Consider the following 15,661-nt stretch of genomic DNA (forward strand, 5'->3'; position numbering starts at 1 on the left):
TCCACAGCGGGTATCGCCGCATGCTACTCCAGCGCGTGGCCGATGGAATCAATTGGGCTTCTCGAACGGCTTGTCGAAACTGATCTTCGGCTCCGTCAGCGGCCCCTTCACCTCGTACTGCACGCTGGCGAAGCGCGCCACCTTGTCACCCAGCAGCTTGTCCACCACGAACAACGCGCCACCAATGGCCGGCGCACCGACGATCAAGGCGGCCAGCGGCAGGTTGTTGGTCACCGGCAGGGTCACCAGCAGCTTGGCATCGATGGCGTCATGGGCCATGTCCAGGGTGCCTTTCAGCTCCAGGCCGCTGGAAGGGCCTTCGAGCACGATGGGCTCACGGGTGACGAAGACCCCTTCGCTGCCCACCAGCAGGCCCTTGACCCGGTCGTAGGCCAGGCCCTTGCCGAGCAGGTCGGAGAAGTCCAGGCGCAGGCGGCGGCCGATGGAGTTGAAGTTGAGCAGGCCGAACACGCGCAGGGCCTGGGCGCTGCCCTCCACCTCGACGAACTGCCCCTTGCGCAGGCTGGCATCGAGGGTGCCGGAGAAACGCTTGAGGCTGACCCAGGCCGGCGAGCCCGGCCAGCGGCCGTCGGCATCCAGGCGGAAGCGCTCGCTGGTGGCGGTGGGCGCGAACTTCCAGGCCAGCAACACATCGGCGAGGTTCTTGCCTTCGAGGCGGCCCTTGTACCAGCTGGAGCTGGCACCGGCGGCGCCTTCCCACCCCGTGGAGCCGGTGATCTTCAGGCCCTTGAGGTTGAGGTCGAGGTCACTGAACAGGGTGCCCTGGGCCGTCGGCCGGGCCTTGAACGTCCAGGCACCCAGGGGCTCGTCGCCGAGCTGCACCTGGGCGATGCGCACATCCAGCGCCGGGACGGCATGGGGGTCGACATCCTTCAGCGGGTCGGGGCTGGCTTCCGCCGCCTCGTCGTTCTCCGGCGGCTTGGGCAGGCGCACGCGCGCCAGGTCGACGACGATGGGCGCGCCCTTGGCATCGGGCAGGTTGACGCTGCCCTGCAACAGGTCGCTGTCGAGGTCGACCTTCCACAGGGCGTCACCCCGGGCCAGGCCGACCCGGAAGTCCTCGAGGCTCATGCCCATGCCATCGAAGTGGCCGATGCGCAGGTCGGCGCCTTGCAACAGGCCCACGGCATCACCGGCGTCCTTGGCGGCATAGCGATCACGCACCGCCTGCCAGGCAGCCAGGTCCAGCGTGTCCAGGGTGCCGCGTACACGAATGCCACGGTTCGACGGCATGCTGGCGCTGCCCGAGCCCAGCAGCAGCTCGCCGCGCGCCTGGGAAAAGTCCGTGGCCGGTGCCGCAACCGCCAGGTTGGCCAGGCCGCCGTAGTCGAACCAGTAGCGCCGCTCGGGGCCGTCCAGGGTCATGCGCCACTGGCTGTCGCGCACCTCGCCGGCGGCCTTGCCGAACGGCGCCGGCAGGTCGATGGCCGCGCCCTTGAGGCTGGAGTCGATGCGCAGCTGGCTGTCCTTGCCATCCAGCGCCAGGTCGAGCTTGTAGGGGAGATCACCGGAAATCGGCAGCGGCCGGGTCACCCCCAGCCAGGCGGCGACGTCCTTCACCGCCGCATGGCCGCTGGCCTGGATGCGCGTGCGCCCCTTGCCGTTGCGCCCTTCGGCGATGGCCTTGGCGATGACCTCACGACCGAAGGCCTTGCCCCGGATCTGCTGGGAGCTGAGGCCGCTGGCGGTGTCGAAGCGGAAGGTGCCCGCAAGGGCGCTGAGCTCCAGGCTCGGCTTGGCGAACTTCAACCGGGCATCACGGGTGGTGAGTTCGACGATGACCCGGGGTTCGCCACCGGCCTTCTCCAGGGGGATGTCCAGGTCCAGGTTGCCATCCAGGCTGCCGTCGCCCTGCCAGCCGGCCATCACTTCAGCGGCCGGGGTGGGCGCCTCCTGCATGATCTTCAGGCCGTCGGTGAAGCTGCTGTCCAGCTGCGCCTTGACCCGCAGATGCGGCACCTGGCCATGCTCCACATGGGGCACATCGGCGCGGGCATCGCTGACGCGGCTGTCGAGGATGCGCCCGCTGGGTACGCGCACGCGCACGCCGCTGTCTTCGACGAACACGTCGCCACGGGCCTCGCGCAGCGCCGGCCAGCCGGGCTGATAGGCCAGCTCGGCATCGTGGACCTTGAAGAACAGGCTGATGGAGCGGGATTCCGGCGGCGAGTCGTGCTGCAGCGAGCCCTGGTACTGGAAGAAGCCCTCGTCCACCACGCCACCCTTGATCGCGGTCTTCAGCCATTCGGCCAGGGCCGGGCTGAGGCCGCTGGACAGGGTCGGCAGGTACTTCTCGGTGTAGCGCGCATCGCCCTCGTGCAGGCCGACGCGCAGGTCCATGTAATCCTCCTGCGCCGGGTCGTGCAGCAGGCGGATGAGGAAGTCGCCGGCGACCTTGCCTTCATCGCCGGTCACCTGCAGGTAGGGGCTGATCAGGGTGAAACCCTGGTCATCCAGCTTCCAGGTCAGCCGCGCATGGGCCTCGTGGTAGCGCCAGGGCTTGGGGAACAGGTGATCGAGGTGCAGGGCGAAGTCGTCGGAGTCCATTCGCAGTTCACCGCCGGCCAGGTCCCCGGTGATGCTGCCGCTGACGTTCTCGGCCGCCGGGGCGCCATGCACGGCGTTGAAGGAGATGCGCTCCAGGTTGCTGCTGAAGCCAATATGCCGGGCGCCCTCCACCTGGGGCCGGTAGACCATCTGCAGGTTGCGCAAGGCACCCCGGGGCTTGAGGCCGCTGACCAGCTCGGCGGCCAGCTCCGGCAGCGGCACCAGGCCCTCCACCAGCGGCACCAGGGGCTGCAGGTCGAGGCGGTCGGCGGCGAGCTTCCACTCGGCTTCGCCCTGGCCGTTGTCCAGCACCTGTTCGAGCTTGATGTGGGCATTGCTGTAGCGCTGCTCGCCAACGCTCACCGCCAGGGAGTCCAGCAACAGGCTCATGCCCTTGTCGTTGCGGTTGAAGTAGGCATCAACCGCCAGGTCCTGCAGGGCCACCGGCTTGCGCTGGGCATAGCTGCCGCGCAGTTCGCCGACGTGCAAACGGGCCACGGCGCCTTGCAGGGCACCGCGCTTCCAGTCGACCCAGAGTTCGCCACCGCCCTTGAACTGCTCGATGCGCCAGTCACGGGTCAGGCTCTTCGGCAGCCAGCGCGCCCAGTCGCTCTGGGGCAGGCTGAGGTAGAGCTCGGCGTCGCTGTCCAGCACCACGTCGGGGTTGAGCCGGGTACGCAAGCGCAGGCTCAGTGGCTGGCCGTCCGGCAGGGTCAGCTGGCCATCCAGGCGCTGCCGCGACGCACTGCCGCCCAGGGATGTCTGTACGTAGGTGAAGGTGACCGGCTTCTGCTTCCAGGGCTCCAGGGTGACCTGGCTGTTGAGCAGGGAAATGCGTTTTACGATCCCGAGGCCATCGATCAGCTTGCGCGGGTTGAACGGCTGCTGGTCGTCGCGGGCGGGCATGCCGGCCAGGGTCCACTTGCCGGCCTCGTCCTGCTGCACCTGCAGCTGCAAGCCCTCGACTTCCAGGCTGGCGATGCGCGGTGCACGGGCCAGCAGGCTGCCAAGCAGGTCGGGCACCACGCGCACCTGGTCCAGGCGCAGGACCGCGTCGCCCTCCCCCAGCATCACGTCATGGGCCACCAGCACCGGGCCCATGCCTTGCCAGCGGCCTTCGAGGCTGCCGATCAGCAAGGGTTCGCCCAGGGCCTCGCGGGCCTTCTCCTGGACTTCGGCACGATACTCGGCCATCAGCGGCACCAGTTGCCGCCCGAGGCTCACATAGAGCGCGGCCAGCACCAGGCCCAGTGCGCAAAGCGCCAACAGGGTACGCAGGAAGGTGACCAACGTCAGGCCCGGACGCGCCATATCAGTTCAGGCCCTCAGAGCAGCACGACATCGTACTGCTCCTGGGAATACATGCCCTCGACCTGGAACTTGATGGTGCGCCCGATGAAGGCTTCGAGGTCGGCGACGTTGCCCGACTCCTCGTCCAGCAGGCGGTCCACCACCTTCTGGTTGGCCAGCACCAGGTAGCCCTCGGCCTGGTAGGCACGGGCTTCCCGGAGGATTTCGCGGAAGATCTCGTAGCAGATGGTTTCGGCGGTCTTCAGCATGCCGCGGCCCTGGCAGCTCGGGCAGGGCTCGCAGAGGTTCTGCATCAGGCTTTCGCGGGTGCGCTTGCGGGTCATCTGCACCAGGCCGAGTTCGGTGATGCCGATGATGTTGGTCTTGGCGTGGTCCCGTTCCAGCTGCTTCTCCAGCGTCCGCAGGACCTGGCGCTGATGCTCCTCGTCCTCCATGTCGATGAAGTCGATGATGATGATGCCGCCCAGGTTGCGCAGGCGCAGCTGGCGGGCGATGGCGGTGGCCGCTTCGAGGTTGGTCTTGAAGATGGTCTCTTCGAGCGTGCGATGGCCGACGAAGGCGCCGGTGTTCACGTCGATGGTGGTCATCGCCTCGGTGGGGTCGATGATCAGGTAGCCGCCGGACTTCAGCAGCACTTTGCGCTCCAGGGCCTTCTGGATCTCGTCCTCGACGCCGTAGAGGTCGAAGATCGGGCGCTCGCCGGGGTAGTGCTCCAGGCGGTCGGCGATCTCCGGCATCAGCTCGTCGACGAACTGGGTGACCTTCTGGAAGGTTTCCCGGGAGTCGATGCGGATCTTCTCGATGCGCGGGTGGACCAGGTCACGCAGGGTGCGCAGGGCCAGGCTCAGGTCTTCGTAGATCACCGAAGGCGCGGGGGCGCTCTGCATCTGCGAGGAAATCTGCTCCCACAGCCGGCGCAGGTAGCGGATGTCGACGAGGATCTCCTCGGCCCGCGCGCCATCGGCGGCGGTGCGCAGGATGAAGCCACCGGTTTCCACGATGCCTTCGGCGGCGACGCAATCGGCCACCACCTGCTTGAGGCGTTCGCGCTCGGCTTCGTCCTCGATCTTCAGCGAGATGCCCACATGGGCGGTACGCGGCATGTACACCAGGTAGCGCGAGGGGATCGACAACTGGGTGGTCAGGCGCGCGCCCTTGCTGCCGATGGGGTCCTTGGTCACCTGCACCACCAGGGCCTGGCCCTCGTGGACCAGGGCGGTGATGTTCTCCACCGCACTGCCTTCGCGGTTGGAAATCTCGGAGGCATGGATGAAGGCGGCGCGATCCAGGCCGATGTCGACGAAGGCCGCCTGCATGCCCGGCAGCACCCGCACCACCTTGCCCTTGTAGATGTTGCCGACGATGCCACGGCGCTGGGTGCGCTCTACATGCACCTCCTGCAGCACGCCGTTTTCCACCACCGCCACGCGCGATTCCATCGGCGTGATATTGATCAGAATCTCTTCGCTCATGCTGAGAACCTACCCGACGCGCTGCCAACAAGAAATGCCGAATTCGCCCAGCACGTCTGCCGTTTCCAGCAACGGTAGACCCACAACGGCGGAATAACTCCCCTGAATGTTCTCGACGAACACCGCACCCAGTCCCTGAATCGCGTAGCCACCTGCCTTGTCCGTCGGCTCGCCGCTGGCCCAATAGGCCTCGCGCTCGGCCTGGGGGATGACGCGAAAGCGCACCCGGCTGGTCACAAGGCGCGAAATGCAGCGCCCGGGCTGGGCCACCGCCAATGCGGTCAGCACCTCGTGCTCGCGACCGGACAGGTCCGCCAGCATCGCCAGGGCGTCGTCGCGGTCACGGGGCTTGCCGAGGATGCGCCCATCGAGCACCACCGACGTATCGGCGCCGAGCACGCAGGCATCACCGCCGGCATCGCCGAGGGCGGCCAGGCCGGCGGCGGCCTTTTCCCGGGCCAGGCGCTCGACATAGGCCGGAGCGGGCTCGCCGGGGCGCACGGATTCATCGATGGAAGCGGAAAGAAGCTGGAAGGGAACGCCGATCTGGGCGAGCAGTTCGCGACGGCGGGGCGAGCCGGATGCCAGGTGGAGCGTGGCCATGCTGGGACTTCTCCATGTCGAGAAGGCACGCGGCATGGCCGCGGCCCGGTCATTTGACGTTGAGGCGGCGGCTCAGGCCGCGCAAGGCGGCGAAAACCCAGGGCCAGAGCAAGGCGCTGACCAGGGCGGGCAAGAGGAACAACAAGGTCGGCGGGCGATTGCCGGTCAGGGCGTTGAGCCACAGCTGCACCAGCTGGGCGAGGCCGAAGACCACCATCAGCACCAGACTCTGCTGCCACATGGGGAACATGCGCAAGCGCTGATGCAGGGTCAGCACGAGGAATGTGATCAGCGACAGGATCAGCGCGTTCTGCCCCAGCAGGGTGCCGTAGAGCACGTCCTCGGCAACGCCGACCAGCCAGGCGGTGGTCATGCCAACGCGGTGCGGCAGGGCCAGCGTCCAGTAGGTGAGCAGCAGGGCGGGCCACAGTGGGCGCCCCACTTCCATGAAGGTGGGCATGGGCGCCACGCTGAGCAGCAGGGCCAGCACCAGGCTGAACCAGATCACCCAGCCATTGTTCGTACGGGCGCTGACCATCAGCGGTTCTCCCGGTGGGCGGGCGGCGTGGCCGGCGTCGAGGAGGCCGCGCCAGCAGGAGTCGGGGCGGCAGGCGTGGCGGCGGCGCCTGGGGCGGCCGCACCGGCGGGCGCCGGCGTCGCAGCGGGCTTGCCAGCGGCCTCACGATCAGCCGCTTCCTGGGCTTCGGCCGAGTCGTTGGCGCGCTGCTCGGGGCTGCGGGTATCGGTGAACACCAGCAGCAGGTAGCGGCTGCGGTTCAGGGCGGCGGTGGGCACGGCACGGACGATGGCGAAAGGCTGGCCGGAGTCGTGGATGACTTCCTTGACCGTCGCCACCGGGTAGCCGGCGGGGAAGCGCTGGCCAAGGCCGGAACTCACCAGCAGGTCGCCTTCCTTGATGTCCGCGGTATCGGCCACATGGCGCAGCTCCAGGCGCTCCGGGTTACCGGTGCCGCTGGCGATGGCGCGCAGGCCGTTGCGGTTCACCTGAACCGGAATGCTGTGGGTGGTATCGGTGAGCAGCAGGACGCGGGCGGTGTAGGGCATGACCTCCACCACCTGGCCCATCAGGCCACGGGCGTCGAGCACCGGCTGGCCGAGGAACACGCCGTCCTTCTCGCCCTTGTCCACCAGGATGCGGTGGGTGAAGGGGTTGGGGTCGACGCCGATCAGCTCGCCCACCAGCACCTTGTCGTCCACCAGGGCGGAGGAGTTGAGCAGCTCGCGCAGGCGCACGTTCTGCTCGGTCAGGGCCGCCAGCTTCTGCAGGCGACGCTGCATCAGCAGGCCTTCGGCCTTGAGCTTCTCGTTCTCGGCGATCAGGGTGCTGCGGCTGGTGAACTGGTCGCTGACGCCATCCCAGAGGCGCACCGGCAAATCCGCCAGCCAATAGAAAGGCGTCAGCACGAGGCCCATCTGGCTGCGTGCTGGTTTCAGTGTGTCGAAGCGGGCATCGACCACCATCAAGGCGGCAGAAAGCACGGCGAACGCCAACAGGCGCACGCCGAGCGAAGGTCCCTTGGCGAATAGCGGTTTTATGACCCGCTCCTCAGGTGCAATGGCTCTCCAACCTTACTCGGTGGAGAGCAGGTCCATTGCGTGACGATCCATCATTTCCAGGGCGCGACCACCACCACGAGCCACGCAGGTCAGCGGGTCCTCGGCGACGATCACCGGCAGGCCGGTTTCCTGGGACAGGAGCTTGTCGAGATCGCGCAGCAGCGCGCCACCACCGGTCAGCACCAGGCCGCGCTCGGCGATGTCGGAAGCCAGCTCCGGCGGGGACTGTTCCAGGGCGCTCTTGACCGCCTGGACGATGGTCGCCAGGGATTCCTGCAGCGCTTCCAGAACCTCGTTGGAGTTCAGGGTGAAGCTGCGCGGTACGCCTTCGGCCAGGTTGCGGCCACGGACGTCGATCTCGCGGACTTCGCCACCCGGGAAGGCGGTGCCGATTTCCTGCTTGATGCGCTCAGCGGTGGATTCACCGATCAGGCTGCCGTAGTTGCGGCGCACGTAGGTAACGATGGACTCGTCGAAACGGTCGCCGCCAACACGTACGGATTCGGCGTAGACCACGCCGTTGAGGGAGATCAGGGCGATCTCGGTGGTACCACCGCCGATGTCGACGACCATGGAGCCACGGGCCTCTTCGACCGGCAGGCCGGCACCGATGGCCGCGGCCATGGGTTCTTCGATCAGGAAGACTTCACGGGCGCCGGCGCCCAGGGCGGATTCGCGGATGGCGCGACGCTCGACCTGGGTGGACTTGCAGGGAACGCAGATCAGCACACGGGGGCTGGGCTGCAGGAAGCTGTTCTCGTGCACCTTGTTGATGAAGTACTGCAGCATCTTCTCGCAGACGCTGAAGTCGGCGATCACGCCGTCTTTCATCGGGCGGATGGCGGAAATGTTGCCGGGAGTACGACCGAGCATGCGCTTGGCCTCGGTACCGACGGCCACGACACTCTTCTGGTTGCCGTGGTTACGAATGGCGACCACGGACGGCTCGTTCAGGACGATGCCGCGCTCGCGCACATAAATCAGGGTATTGGCAGTGCCCAGGTCGATCGAAAGATCGCTGGAAAACATGCCACGCAGTTTCTTGAACATGGGAGAGGGACCCTAGGCAACGCGTGGGTAAAAAAGTGCGGCAAACTCTAACAACGACAGGGATTTTGGGCAAGGCGCCGATATGTTAAATTGCCGGTTTTTCCGGGCCTCTGGGCCCATCATCGCGGCCTTTGACCGCCCGTTCGCGGTGCCGTTCCCGGCGCCCTTCCCGCACGGTCCCAAGCACTGCGCTGACCGCACCTCAGTTGGAGAACCCGATGGCGCTTGAACGCTCCGACGTGGAAAAGATCGCCCATCTCGCCCGCCTGGGCCTGAACGACGGCGATATCCCGCGTACCACCGAGACCCTCAACAACATCCTCGGCCTGATCGACGCGATGCAGGCCGTGGACACCGACGGCATCGAGCCGCTGGCCCACCCCCTCGAAGCCACCCAGCGCCTGCGCGCGGACGAAGTGACCGAGGAGAACCACCGCGACGCCTACCAGGCCATCGCGCCGGCCGTCGAGAACGGCCTCTACCTCGTGCCTAAAGTCATCGACTAAGGAAAAGGGTTACAGCATGCATCAATTGACCCTGGCCGAGATCGCCCGTGCGCTGGCCGCCAAGGAATTCTCCTCCGAGGAACTGAGCGGCGCCCTGCTGGCGCGCATCCAGGCCCTCGACCCGCAACTCAACAGCTTCGTCACCGTCACCGCCGACCAGGCGCTGGAACAGGCCCGTGCCGCCGACGCCCGTCGTGCCGCCGGCGAGAACGGCGCCCTGCTCGGCGCGCCCATCGCCCACAAGGACCTGTTCTGCACCCAGGGCGTACGCACCAGCTGCGGTTCGAAGATGCTCGACAACTTCACCGCCCCCTATGACGCCACCGTGGTCGAGAAGCTCAAGGCCGCCGGCACCGTCAGCCTCGGCAAGCTGAACATGGACGAGTTCGCCATGGGCTCCGCCAGCGAATCCAGCTACTACGGCGCAGTGAAGAACCCCTGGGCGCTCGACCGCGTGCCCGGCGGCTCCTCCGGCGGTTCCGCCGCGGCCGTCGCCGCGCGCCTGGTGCCCGGCACCACCGGTACCGACACCGGCGGCTCGATCCGCCAGCCCGCTGCCTTCACCAACCTCACCGGCATCAAGCCCACCTACGGCCGCGTGTCGCGCTGGGGCATGATCGCCTACGCCTCCAGCCTCGATCAGGCCGGCCCGCTGGCCCGCACCGCCGAGGACTGCGCCCTGCTCCTGGGCGCCATGGCCGGCTTCGATCCCAAGGACAGCACCAGCGTCGACGCCCCGGTGGACGACTACCTCGCCGCCCTGGCCCAGCCCCTCGCCGGCCTGCGCATCGGCCTGCCCAAGGAGTACTTCGGCAGCGGCCTCGACGCGCGCATCGGCGCCGCCGTGATGGCCGTGGTCGACGAGCTGAAGAAGCTCGGCGCCACCGTCAAGGACGTCTCGCTGCCCAACATGCAGCACGCCATCCCCGCCTACTACGTGATCGCCCCGGCCGAGGCCAGCTCCAACCTCTCGCGCTTCGACGGCGTGCGCTTCGGCTACCGCTGCGATGCGCCCAAGGACCTCACCGACCTGTACAAGCGCTCCCGCGAGGAAGGCTTCGGCAGCGAAGTGAAGCGCCGCATCATGGTCGGCACCTACGCGCTCTCCGCCGGCTACTACGACGCCTACTACCTGAAGGCGCAGAAGATCCGTCGCCTGATCAAGAACGACTTCGTCAAAGCCTTCGAGGGCGTCGACCTGATCCTCGGCCCGACCACGCCCAACCCGGCCTGGAAACTCGGCGAGAAGAACAACGACCCGGTCGCCCAGTACCTCGAAGACATCTACACCATCACCGCCAACCTCGCCGGCCTGCCCGGCCTGTCCATGCCCGCCGGCTTCGTCGACGGCCTGCCGGTGGGCGTGCAGCTGCTCGCACCCTACTTCCAGGAAGGACGCCTGCTCAACGTGGCCCACCAGTACCAGCAGGTCACCGACTGGCACAAACAGGCCCCGGCCGGATTCTGAGGACGACACACATGCAATGGGAAACCGTGATCGGGCTGGAAATCCACGCACAGCTCAGCACCCAATCGAAGATCTTCTCCGCCAGCGCCACCACCTTCGGCGCCGAGCCCAACACCCAGGCCAGCCTGGTTGACCTCGGCATGCCCGGCGTGCTGCCGGTGCTCAACGCCGAAGCCGTGCGCATGGCTGTGAAATTCGGCCTGGCCATCGACGCCGAGATCGGCGAGCGCAACGTCTTCGCCCGCAAGAACTACTTCTACCCGGACCTGCCCAAGGGCTACCAGACCAGCCAGATGGACCTGCCCATCGTTGGCAAGGGCCACCTGGACATCACCCTGGACGACGGCACCACCCGCCGCATCGGCATCACCCGCGCGCACCTCGAAGAGGACGCCGGCAAGAGCCTGCACGAAGACTTCCACGGCATGACCGGCATCGACCTCAACCGTGCCGGCACCCCGCTGCTGGAAATCGTTTCCGAGCCGGAGATGCGCAGCGCCAAGGAAGCCGTGGCCTACGCCAAGGCCATCCACGCCCTGGTCCGCTACCTCGGCATCTGCGACGGCAACATGGCCGAAGGCTCGCTGCGCTGCGACTGCAACGTCTCGGTCCGCCCCAAGGGCCAGGTCGAGTTCGGCACCCGCCGCGAGATCAAGAACGTCAACTCGTTCAAGTTCATCGAGCGCGCCATCAACACCGAGATCGCCTGGCAGATCGACGAGCTGGAATCCGGCCGCAAGATCGTCCAGGAAACCGTGCTCTACGACGTGGCCGCCAACGAAACCCGCTCCATGCGCAGCAAGGAAGAAGCCAACGACTACCGTTACTTCCCCTGCCCCGACCTGCTGCCGGTGGTGATCGAGAAGGGCTTCCTCGACGAAGTGCGCGCCCAGCTGCCGGAACTGCCGGTGCAGAAGCGCGAGCGTTTCGAGAGCCAGTTCGGCCTCTCCGCGTACGACGCCAGCGTGCTCTCCGCCAGTCGCGAGATGGCCGACTACTTCGAAGCCGTGCAAAGCACCTGCGGCGACGCCAAGCTGGCCGCCAACTGGGTGATGGGCGAGCTCTCCAGCCTGCTCAACAAGGACGGCCTGGAGATCGAGCAATCGCCGGTGTCCGCCGAGTACCTGGGCACCATGATCCTGCGCCTGAAGGACGGCACCATCAACGGCAAGGCCGCGAAGACCGTGTTCGCCGCCATGGCCGAAGGTGAAGGCTCCCCCGACGCCATCATCAAGGCCCGCGACCTGGTGCAGAACACCGACAGCGGCGCCGTGGAAACGCTGCTCGACGAGGTGCTCGCCGCCAACGCCGAACAGGTCGAGCAGTACCGCGCCAGCGATGAAGCCAAGCGCGGCAAGATGTTCGGCTTCTTCGTCGGCCAGGCCATGAAAGCGGCCAAGGGCAAGGCCAACCCGGCCCAAGTGAACGAACTGCTGAAGAAGAAACTCGAAGGCTGAGCCTGCTAAACCGGTGGGCCCCGCACGGGGCCCACCGGACAGTGACAGGGCACAAGAACGTTTCGCCTCCATCAGGTGACGCCATGCAGCGACTGCTCTGCCTTCTCGCTTTCTCCGGCCTGTTGACCGGCTGCTCCTACATCCCCTTCGAACGCGACAGCGAAACCCCGGGCGACTACCGCGCCGAGGGCCGCGCCTCCTTCTATGGCGCCCGCCACCACGGCCAGAAGACTGCCAGCGGCGAACGCTTCGACCAGAACGCCCTGACCGCCGCCCACCGCACCCTGCCCTTCGGCACCCGGGTCAAGGTCACCAACCTCGACAACGACCGCAGCGTGGTACTGCGCATCAACGATCGCGGCCCCTATGCCCGCACGCGGATCATCGACGTCTCGAAAAAGGCCGCCGAAGAGCTGGGCATGATCCGCTCGGGCGTGGTGCCGGTGCGCGTCGAAAGCCTCAGATGAACCCAAGCAGGAAACCGCTATGAGCGAAACACGCAAACCCGGCGTCCAGGTCCGCCGCGAAGTCATGGGCGACGCCTTCGTCGACCGCGCCCTGGGCAATGCCACCGAATTCACCCAGCCGCTGCAGGAGTTCGTCAACGAACACGCCTGGGGCGGCGTCTGGAACCGTGAAGGCCTGGACCGCAAGACCCGCAGCCTGATCACCCTCGCCGCCCTCACCGCCCTGAAATGCCCCCAGGAGCTCAAGGGCCACGTGCGCGGCGCGCTGAACAACGGCTGCACCGTGGAAGAAATCCGCGAAGCGCTGCTGCACTGCGCCGTCTACGCCGGCGTCCCCGCCGCCATCGACGCCTTCCGCGCCGCCCAGGAAATCATCGACACCTGGCAGGCCGACCAGAAGGCCTGATTAGCGCCTGTAGGTTGGCGCCGAGCGCAGCGAGGCCCAACGATGCGCGGCTCGATGTCGCTGCGCGGGGCTGTGTGGAATTCATTCGCGATGCTCTTCGTGGGCCGGGCGGCGCGCCGCTTCAGCCCACCGCCTCTCCGGCGCCTGGCTGATCATCGAGGCCTGCTGAAGCCTTCTGGAAGGAACCTTGGTCGCAGCCCAACCTTCTTCGCTTGGTTTGGAAGAGTGCGCTCATTGGGTTTCGGTGGGCTGAAGCCCACCCTACGCAACGGTCAAGTCCAAGCAATGCGGGCAAATGTAGGGGCGAATTCATGCGCCAAGCGGCGCGCCGCCAAGCCTCTATCGATCAGGGATAACTGAAGCTCTTCACCAGGGTCAGCTCCCCCGGCTGGCGCATGGGCACGAGGAAGCTCTGCTGCTTCTCGTTGGCCGTGCCCTCTTCGCTGATCACGGTGATCTGGCCGATGGTCAGCGCCTGGCCCGGCGAGCTGCTGCCGTCCTCTTCGCTGCGGTAACCACCGCCGTAGTAGTTCACATAGACCAGGTACTGGCCCTTGAGCGGGGTCGGCGTGGCGATCATTTCCGGGCCGTAGCCGGTGGTTACGTCCACGTCCAGGGCCGCGCCGTTGGCCAGGGAGCGCTCGCCGTACCAGACGTGGCCGCCATCCGGGGTCACCAGGTGCAGGTCGAGGTCGGTGTTGTCGCTGTCCCAGGACAGCACCACCCGCAGGCGTGCCGAAGCCCCGCCGCGACCGAGGCTGTAGAACTGCACGCGGTGCTTCTGCTGGCCGTCGGGGCTGCGCACCTCGACGCTGTTGCTGCCCCCCGGGAACACGAAGGGACGGTCGAAGCCGCCGTCCTCGTTGATCTTCAGCGGCATGTCGATGCCGTTGACCACCAGCCGGCCCGGGCCCTGCGGAGCCTTGGCCAGGCCCGTGATCGCGCCCTTGATCCGCGCGGTGTCGGCCTGGTCCTCGGCGACGTTCACCGAGGATGCCGGGTAGTTCACCTGCTGCATGAAGTGCTCGCCGTCGCCGCTGCCTTGGCGCCAGCCGCCACGGGGCGTGTCGAGGCGCACCTCGGCACTGGCGGCCAGGGGGATCAGGCTGAGAAGCAAGGGGGCGAGGTATCCGGGGCGCAGGCGCATGGGGGTCATTCCAGTAACAGGTGGCGGGCGAGGCGTTCGACGTAGTCTTCGTCCTGGCCGTTGGGGTGGGCTTCAAAGGCCAGGTGCAGGTATTCGTGGGTCAGGTCGAGGCGGTCCTGCAGGGAGAACAGGCCACGCACGAAGATGCGCCGCCGCTCACGGTCGACATGGGGTTTGCCGGAGGCCAGGCGGCATACGGCGAATTGCTGGATCTCGTCATAGCCGGGCTCGGCGTCCAGGGTCGCGCGCCAGCCGCGGAGCTGCGTGCGCAGCCACTCCTCGGCATTGGGCAGCGCCTGGCAGGCGGCCACGGGCTTGTCCCAGCGGCTGAGGCTGGCACGGGGAAAGGCGCGGGCGAGGATGGCGTCGTAGCGCAGGCCATCGCCGGCCTGCTGCACCGCCTGTTGCCAGGCCAGGCGATCGGGCCCCGGCTTGTCGCTGTGGTAGGTCACCGGGCTGCCGGCCAGTACCAGGTCGGCGGTCCAGGCGGCGATGGCGCGAGCCTCGGCGGTGGCCGGGCGCGGCGCCACGCGCTGGCTGGCGCTGCTGTCATCGATGGTCAGGCAGTCGCCACGGCGGCCGGCGTTCTGCTGCAGGTAGCTGCGAATGGCCACGGCCAGGGCCTTGGCCGCCTCAGCCGGCTGTGCCGAGGCTTCGCGTTGCAGCACGCGGGCCACATAGTCCTCGCGCTGCAGGTGGGCGGTGAGGCGCAGGCCGTCATCCTGCTGTTCGAGGAACAGCTCGCCGTCGCTCTCGACGGACAACCGGTTGCCGTTGACGAACTCCACCTCGTAGCGCCCACGCAGCATGCCCGGCGCCACGGCGGCGGCCTGCCCCTCGCGGCGTACCTGGCGCACCGGGTAGCGGGTGAACAGGTCCACTTCGACGCAGGCGCCGGTTTCCGCCGGCCAGGTGGTGGGCAGTGTCTGCCCGAGTATCTCGGCGTAATCCTTGAGCACCCGCTGGCTGGTACCCGGGCCGCCGGCCCAGATCGGCGTGCCATCGGCCAGCCAGCCGGCGAAACCGCCCTGGCGCGCCTGGGCATCGCCATCGGCCAGCCAGCTCCAGGTCTTGGCCCGCAGGCGGCCACCGAGAGCGCCAAGGGCGGCGGAATCGGGCGCCGCCAAGGGCACGTCGAGCAGCACCTGGCGCGCCTGGGCCTGGGCCGGCAGGTGGGCCAGTTCGTCCAGCAGCTCGCCCACCGGCACCCGGGCCTGGGGCTGCAGCTGGTCCAGCCGCTGCAGCCAGCCGGCACCCTGGCGCTCATGCCAGTAGCGCGACCAGTCGGCGGGGTCGAGGTGCAGTTCGGGGGATGAGAAGTACAGGCCGCAGGACTTCACCAGCGCCTGGTCCCGGTCGATGCGCTCGCCGGGGTTGCAGCAATAGACCTCGTCGCGGTCCTGGCCCTTGCATTGGTAGCCGGGGTCGGGGCGCGCGTTATCCACGAGGTAGGCGTAGACGAACAGTTTCCACAGGCTGCCCAGGGGCGTCTGGTGCTCGGCGGGCAGCGGCCCGCGCGTAAGCACCCGGCTGCGGTCCAGCTGCAGCAGCTCATTGCCCTGGGGCCCACGCCAGGCGAGGTTCAAAGGCGCCTCGCCCGCGTGAAGCAACGGGGCCGCCAGCATCAG

The 15,661-nt window shown here is 67.6% G+C and carries 13 protein-coding genes; 5 read left to right on the top strand and 8 right to left on the bottom strand.

The genetic code is table 11. The features are described from left to right. Positions 1-48: 48 nt before the first annotated feature. Genes OEJ36_RS04650 through mreB form a run of 6 tightly spaced genes read right to left on the bottom strand, consistent with a single transcriptional unit; the run spans position 49 to position 8,582 of the window. Positions 49-3,879: a YhdP family protein gene (locus tag OEJ36_RS04650; protein ID WP_263400549.1), complete on the bottom strand. Its 3,831-nt coding sequence runs from the start codon at positions 3,877-3,879 to the stop codon at positions 49-51. Between the two features lie 14 nt (positions 3,880-3,893). Further along, complete coding sequence (gene rng / locus OEJ36_RS04655; RefSeq protein ID WP_021217769.1) at positions 3,894-5,351, bottom strand: ribonuclease G; 1,458 nt, start codon at positions 5,349-5,351, stop codon at positions 3,894-3,896. A gap of 9 nt (positions 5,352-5,360) precedes the next feature. Then, positions 5,361-5,954: a Maf family protein gene (locus OEJ36_RS04660; RefSeq protein ID WP_263400550.1), complete on the bottom strand. Its 594-nt coding sequence runs from the start codon at positions 5,952-5,954 to the stop codon at positions 5,361-5,363. A 49-nt stretch (positions 5,955-6,003) separates the two neighbouring features. Beyond that, positions 6,004-6,492 (bottom strand): rod shape-determining protein MreD, encoded by a 489-nt coding sequence (gene mreD, locus OEJ36_RS04665; RefSeq protein WP_263400551.1) that lies wholly within the window; start codon positions 6,490-6,492, stop codon positions 6,004-6,006. Next, positions 6,492-7,511: a rod shape-determining protein MreC gene (mreC, locus tag OEJ36_RS04670; protein WP_184488768.1), complete on the bottom strand. Its 1,020-nt coding sequence runs from the start codon at positions 7,509-7,511 to the stop codon at positions 6,492-6,494. Before mreC ends, mreD begins: the two co-directional genes overlap by 1 nt. A 33-nt stretch (positions 7,512-7,544) precedes the next feature. Next, positions 7,545-8,582 carry a rod shape-determining protein MreB gene (gene mreB, locus OEJ36_RS04675; RefSeq protein WP_021217765.1) on the bottom strand — a complete coding sequence of 346 codons (1,038 nt, stop codon included), beginning with the start codon at positions 8,580-8,582 and terminating at the stop codon, positions 7,545-7,547. Positions 8,583-8,800: 218 nt separating this feature from the next. On the opposite strand from mreB, the gene gatC reads away from it, so the two are divergent. From gatC to OEJ36_RS04700, 5 genes are all read left to right on the top strand, one after another. Further along, positions 8,801-9,088 (top strand): Asp-tRNA(Asn)/Glu-tRNA(Gln) amidotransferase subunit GatC, encoded by a 288-nt coding sequence (gene gatC, locus OEJ36_RS04680; protein ID WP_021217764.1) that lies wholly within the window; start codon positions 8,801-8,803, stop codon positions 9,086-9,088. A gap of 16 nt (positions 9,089-9,104) precedes the next feature. After that, positions 9,105-10,556, top strand: coding sequence for an Asp-tRNA(Asn)/Glu-tRNA(Gln) amidotransferase subunit GatA (gene gatA, locus OEJ36_RS04685; protein WP_263400552.1), 1,452 nt, complete (start codon positions 9,105-9,107; stop codon positions 10,554-10,556). Positions 10,557-10,567: 11 nt separating this feature from the next. Then, positions 10,568-12,013: an Asp-tRNA(Asn)/Glu-tRNA(Gln) amidotransferase subunit GatB gene (gene gatB / locus OEJ36_RS04690; protein WP_263400553.1), complete on the top strand. Its 1,446-nt coding sequence runs from the start codon at positions 10,568-10,570 to the stop codon at positions 12,011-12,013. 83 nt (positions 12,014-12,096) lie between these two features. Continuing rightward, on the top strand, positions 12,097-12,480 hold the full coding sequence (locus OEJ36_RS04695; RefSeq protein ID WP_021217761.1) for a septal ring lytic transglycosylase RlpA family protein: 384 nt from the start codon (positions 12,097-12,099) through the stop codon (positions 12,478-12,480). Between the two features lie 19 nt (positions 12,481-12,499). After that, positions 12,500-12,886, top strand: coding sequence for a carboxymuconolactone decarboxylase family protein (locus tag OEJ36_RS04700; protein ID WP_021217760.1), 387 nt, complete (start codon positions 12,500-12,502; stop codon positions 12,884-12,886). Positions 12,887-13,232: 346 nt separating this feature from the next. Here OEJ36_RS04700 and OEJ36_RS04705 read toward each other — a convergent pair whose 3' ends face one another. After that, positions 13,233-14,033, bottom strand: a complete 801-nt coding sequence (locus tag OEJ36_RS04705; RefSeq protein WP_263400554.1) for a YfaP family protein — start codon at positions 14,031-14,033, stop codon at positions 13,233-13,235. 5 nt (positions 14,034-14,038) lie between these two features. Next, positions 14,039-15,658, bottom strand: a complete 1,620-nt coding sequence (locus OEJ36_RS04710; protein ID WP_263400652.1) for a DUF2300 domain-containing protein — start codon at positions 15,656-15,658, stop codon at positions 14,039-14,041. Positions 15,659-15,661: the final 3 nt, after the last annotated feature.

It is taken from the genome of Pseudomonas sp. PDM13, assembly GCF_025685765.1.
Lineage (GTDB): Bacteria > Pseudomonadota > Gammaproteobacteria > Pseudomonadales > Pseudomonadaceae > Metapseudomonas > Metapseudomonas solani.

Excerpts from the sequence above, each read along its gene's own strand:
- rng (WP_021217769.1), bottom strand. The coding sequence starts at position 5,351 with ATGAGCGAAGAGATTCTGATCAATATCACGCCGATGGAATCGCGCGTG.
- OEJ36_RS04710 (WP_263400652.1), bottom strand. The coding sequence starts at position 15,658 with ATGCTGGCGGCCCCGTTGCTTCACGCGGGCGAGGCGCCTTTGAACCTC.
- OEJ36_RS04700 (WP_021217760.1), top strand. The coding sequence starts at position 12,500 with ATGAGCGAAACACGCAAACCCGGCGTCCAGGTCCGCCGCGAAGTCATG.
- gatC (WP_021217764.1), top strand. The coding sequence starts at position 8,801 with ATGGCGCTTGAACGCTCCGACGTGGAAAAGATCGCCCATCTCGCCCGC.
- mreB (WP_021217765.1), bottom strand. The coding sequence starts at position 8,582 with ATGTTCAAGAAACTGCGTGGCATGTTTTCCAGCGATCTTTCGATCGAC.
- OEJ36_RS04650 (WP_263400549.1), bottom strand. The coding sequence starts at position 3,879 with ATGGCGCGTCCGGGCCTGACGTTGGTCACCTTCCTGCGTACCCTGTTG.
- gatA (WP_263400552.1), top strand. The coding sequence starts at position 9,105 with ATGCATCAATTGACCCTGGCCGAGATCGCCCGTGCGCTGGCCGCCAAG.
- mreD (WP_263400551.1), bottom strand. The coding sequence starts at position 6,492 with ATGGTCAGCGCCCGTACGAACAATGGCTGGGTGATCTGGTTCAGCCTG.
- gatB (WP_263400553.1), top strand. The coding sequence starts at position 10,568 with ATGCAATGGGAAACCGTGATCGGGCTGGAAATCCACGCACAGCTCAGC.
- OEJ36_RS04695 (WP_021217761.1), top strand. The coding sequence starts at position 12,097 with ATGCAGCGACTGCTCTGCCTTCTCGCTTTCTCCGGCCTGTTGACCGGC.
- OEJ36_RS04705 (WP_263400554.1), bottom strand. The coding sequence starts at position 14,033 with ATGCGCCTGCGCCCCGGATACCTCGCCCCCTTGCTTCTCAGCCTGATC.
- OEJ36_RS04660 (WP_263400550.1), bottom strand. The coding sequence starts at position 5,954 with ATGGCCACGCTCCACCTGGCATCCGGCTCGCCCCGCCGTCGCGAACTG.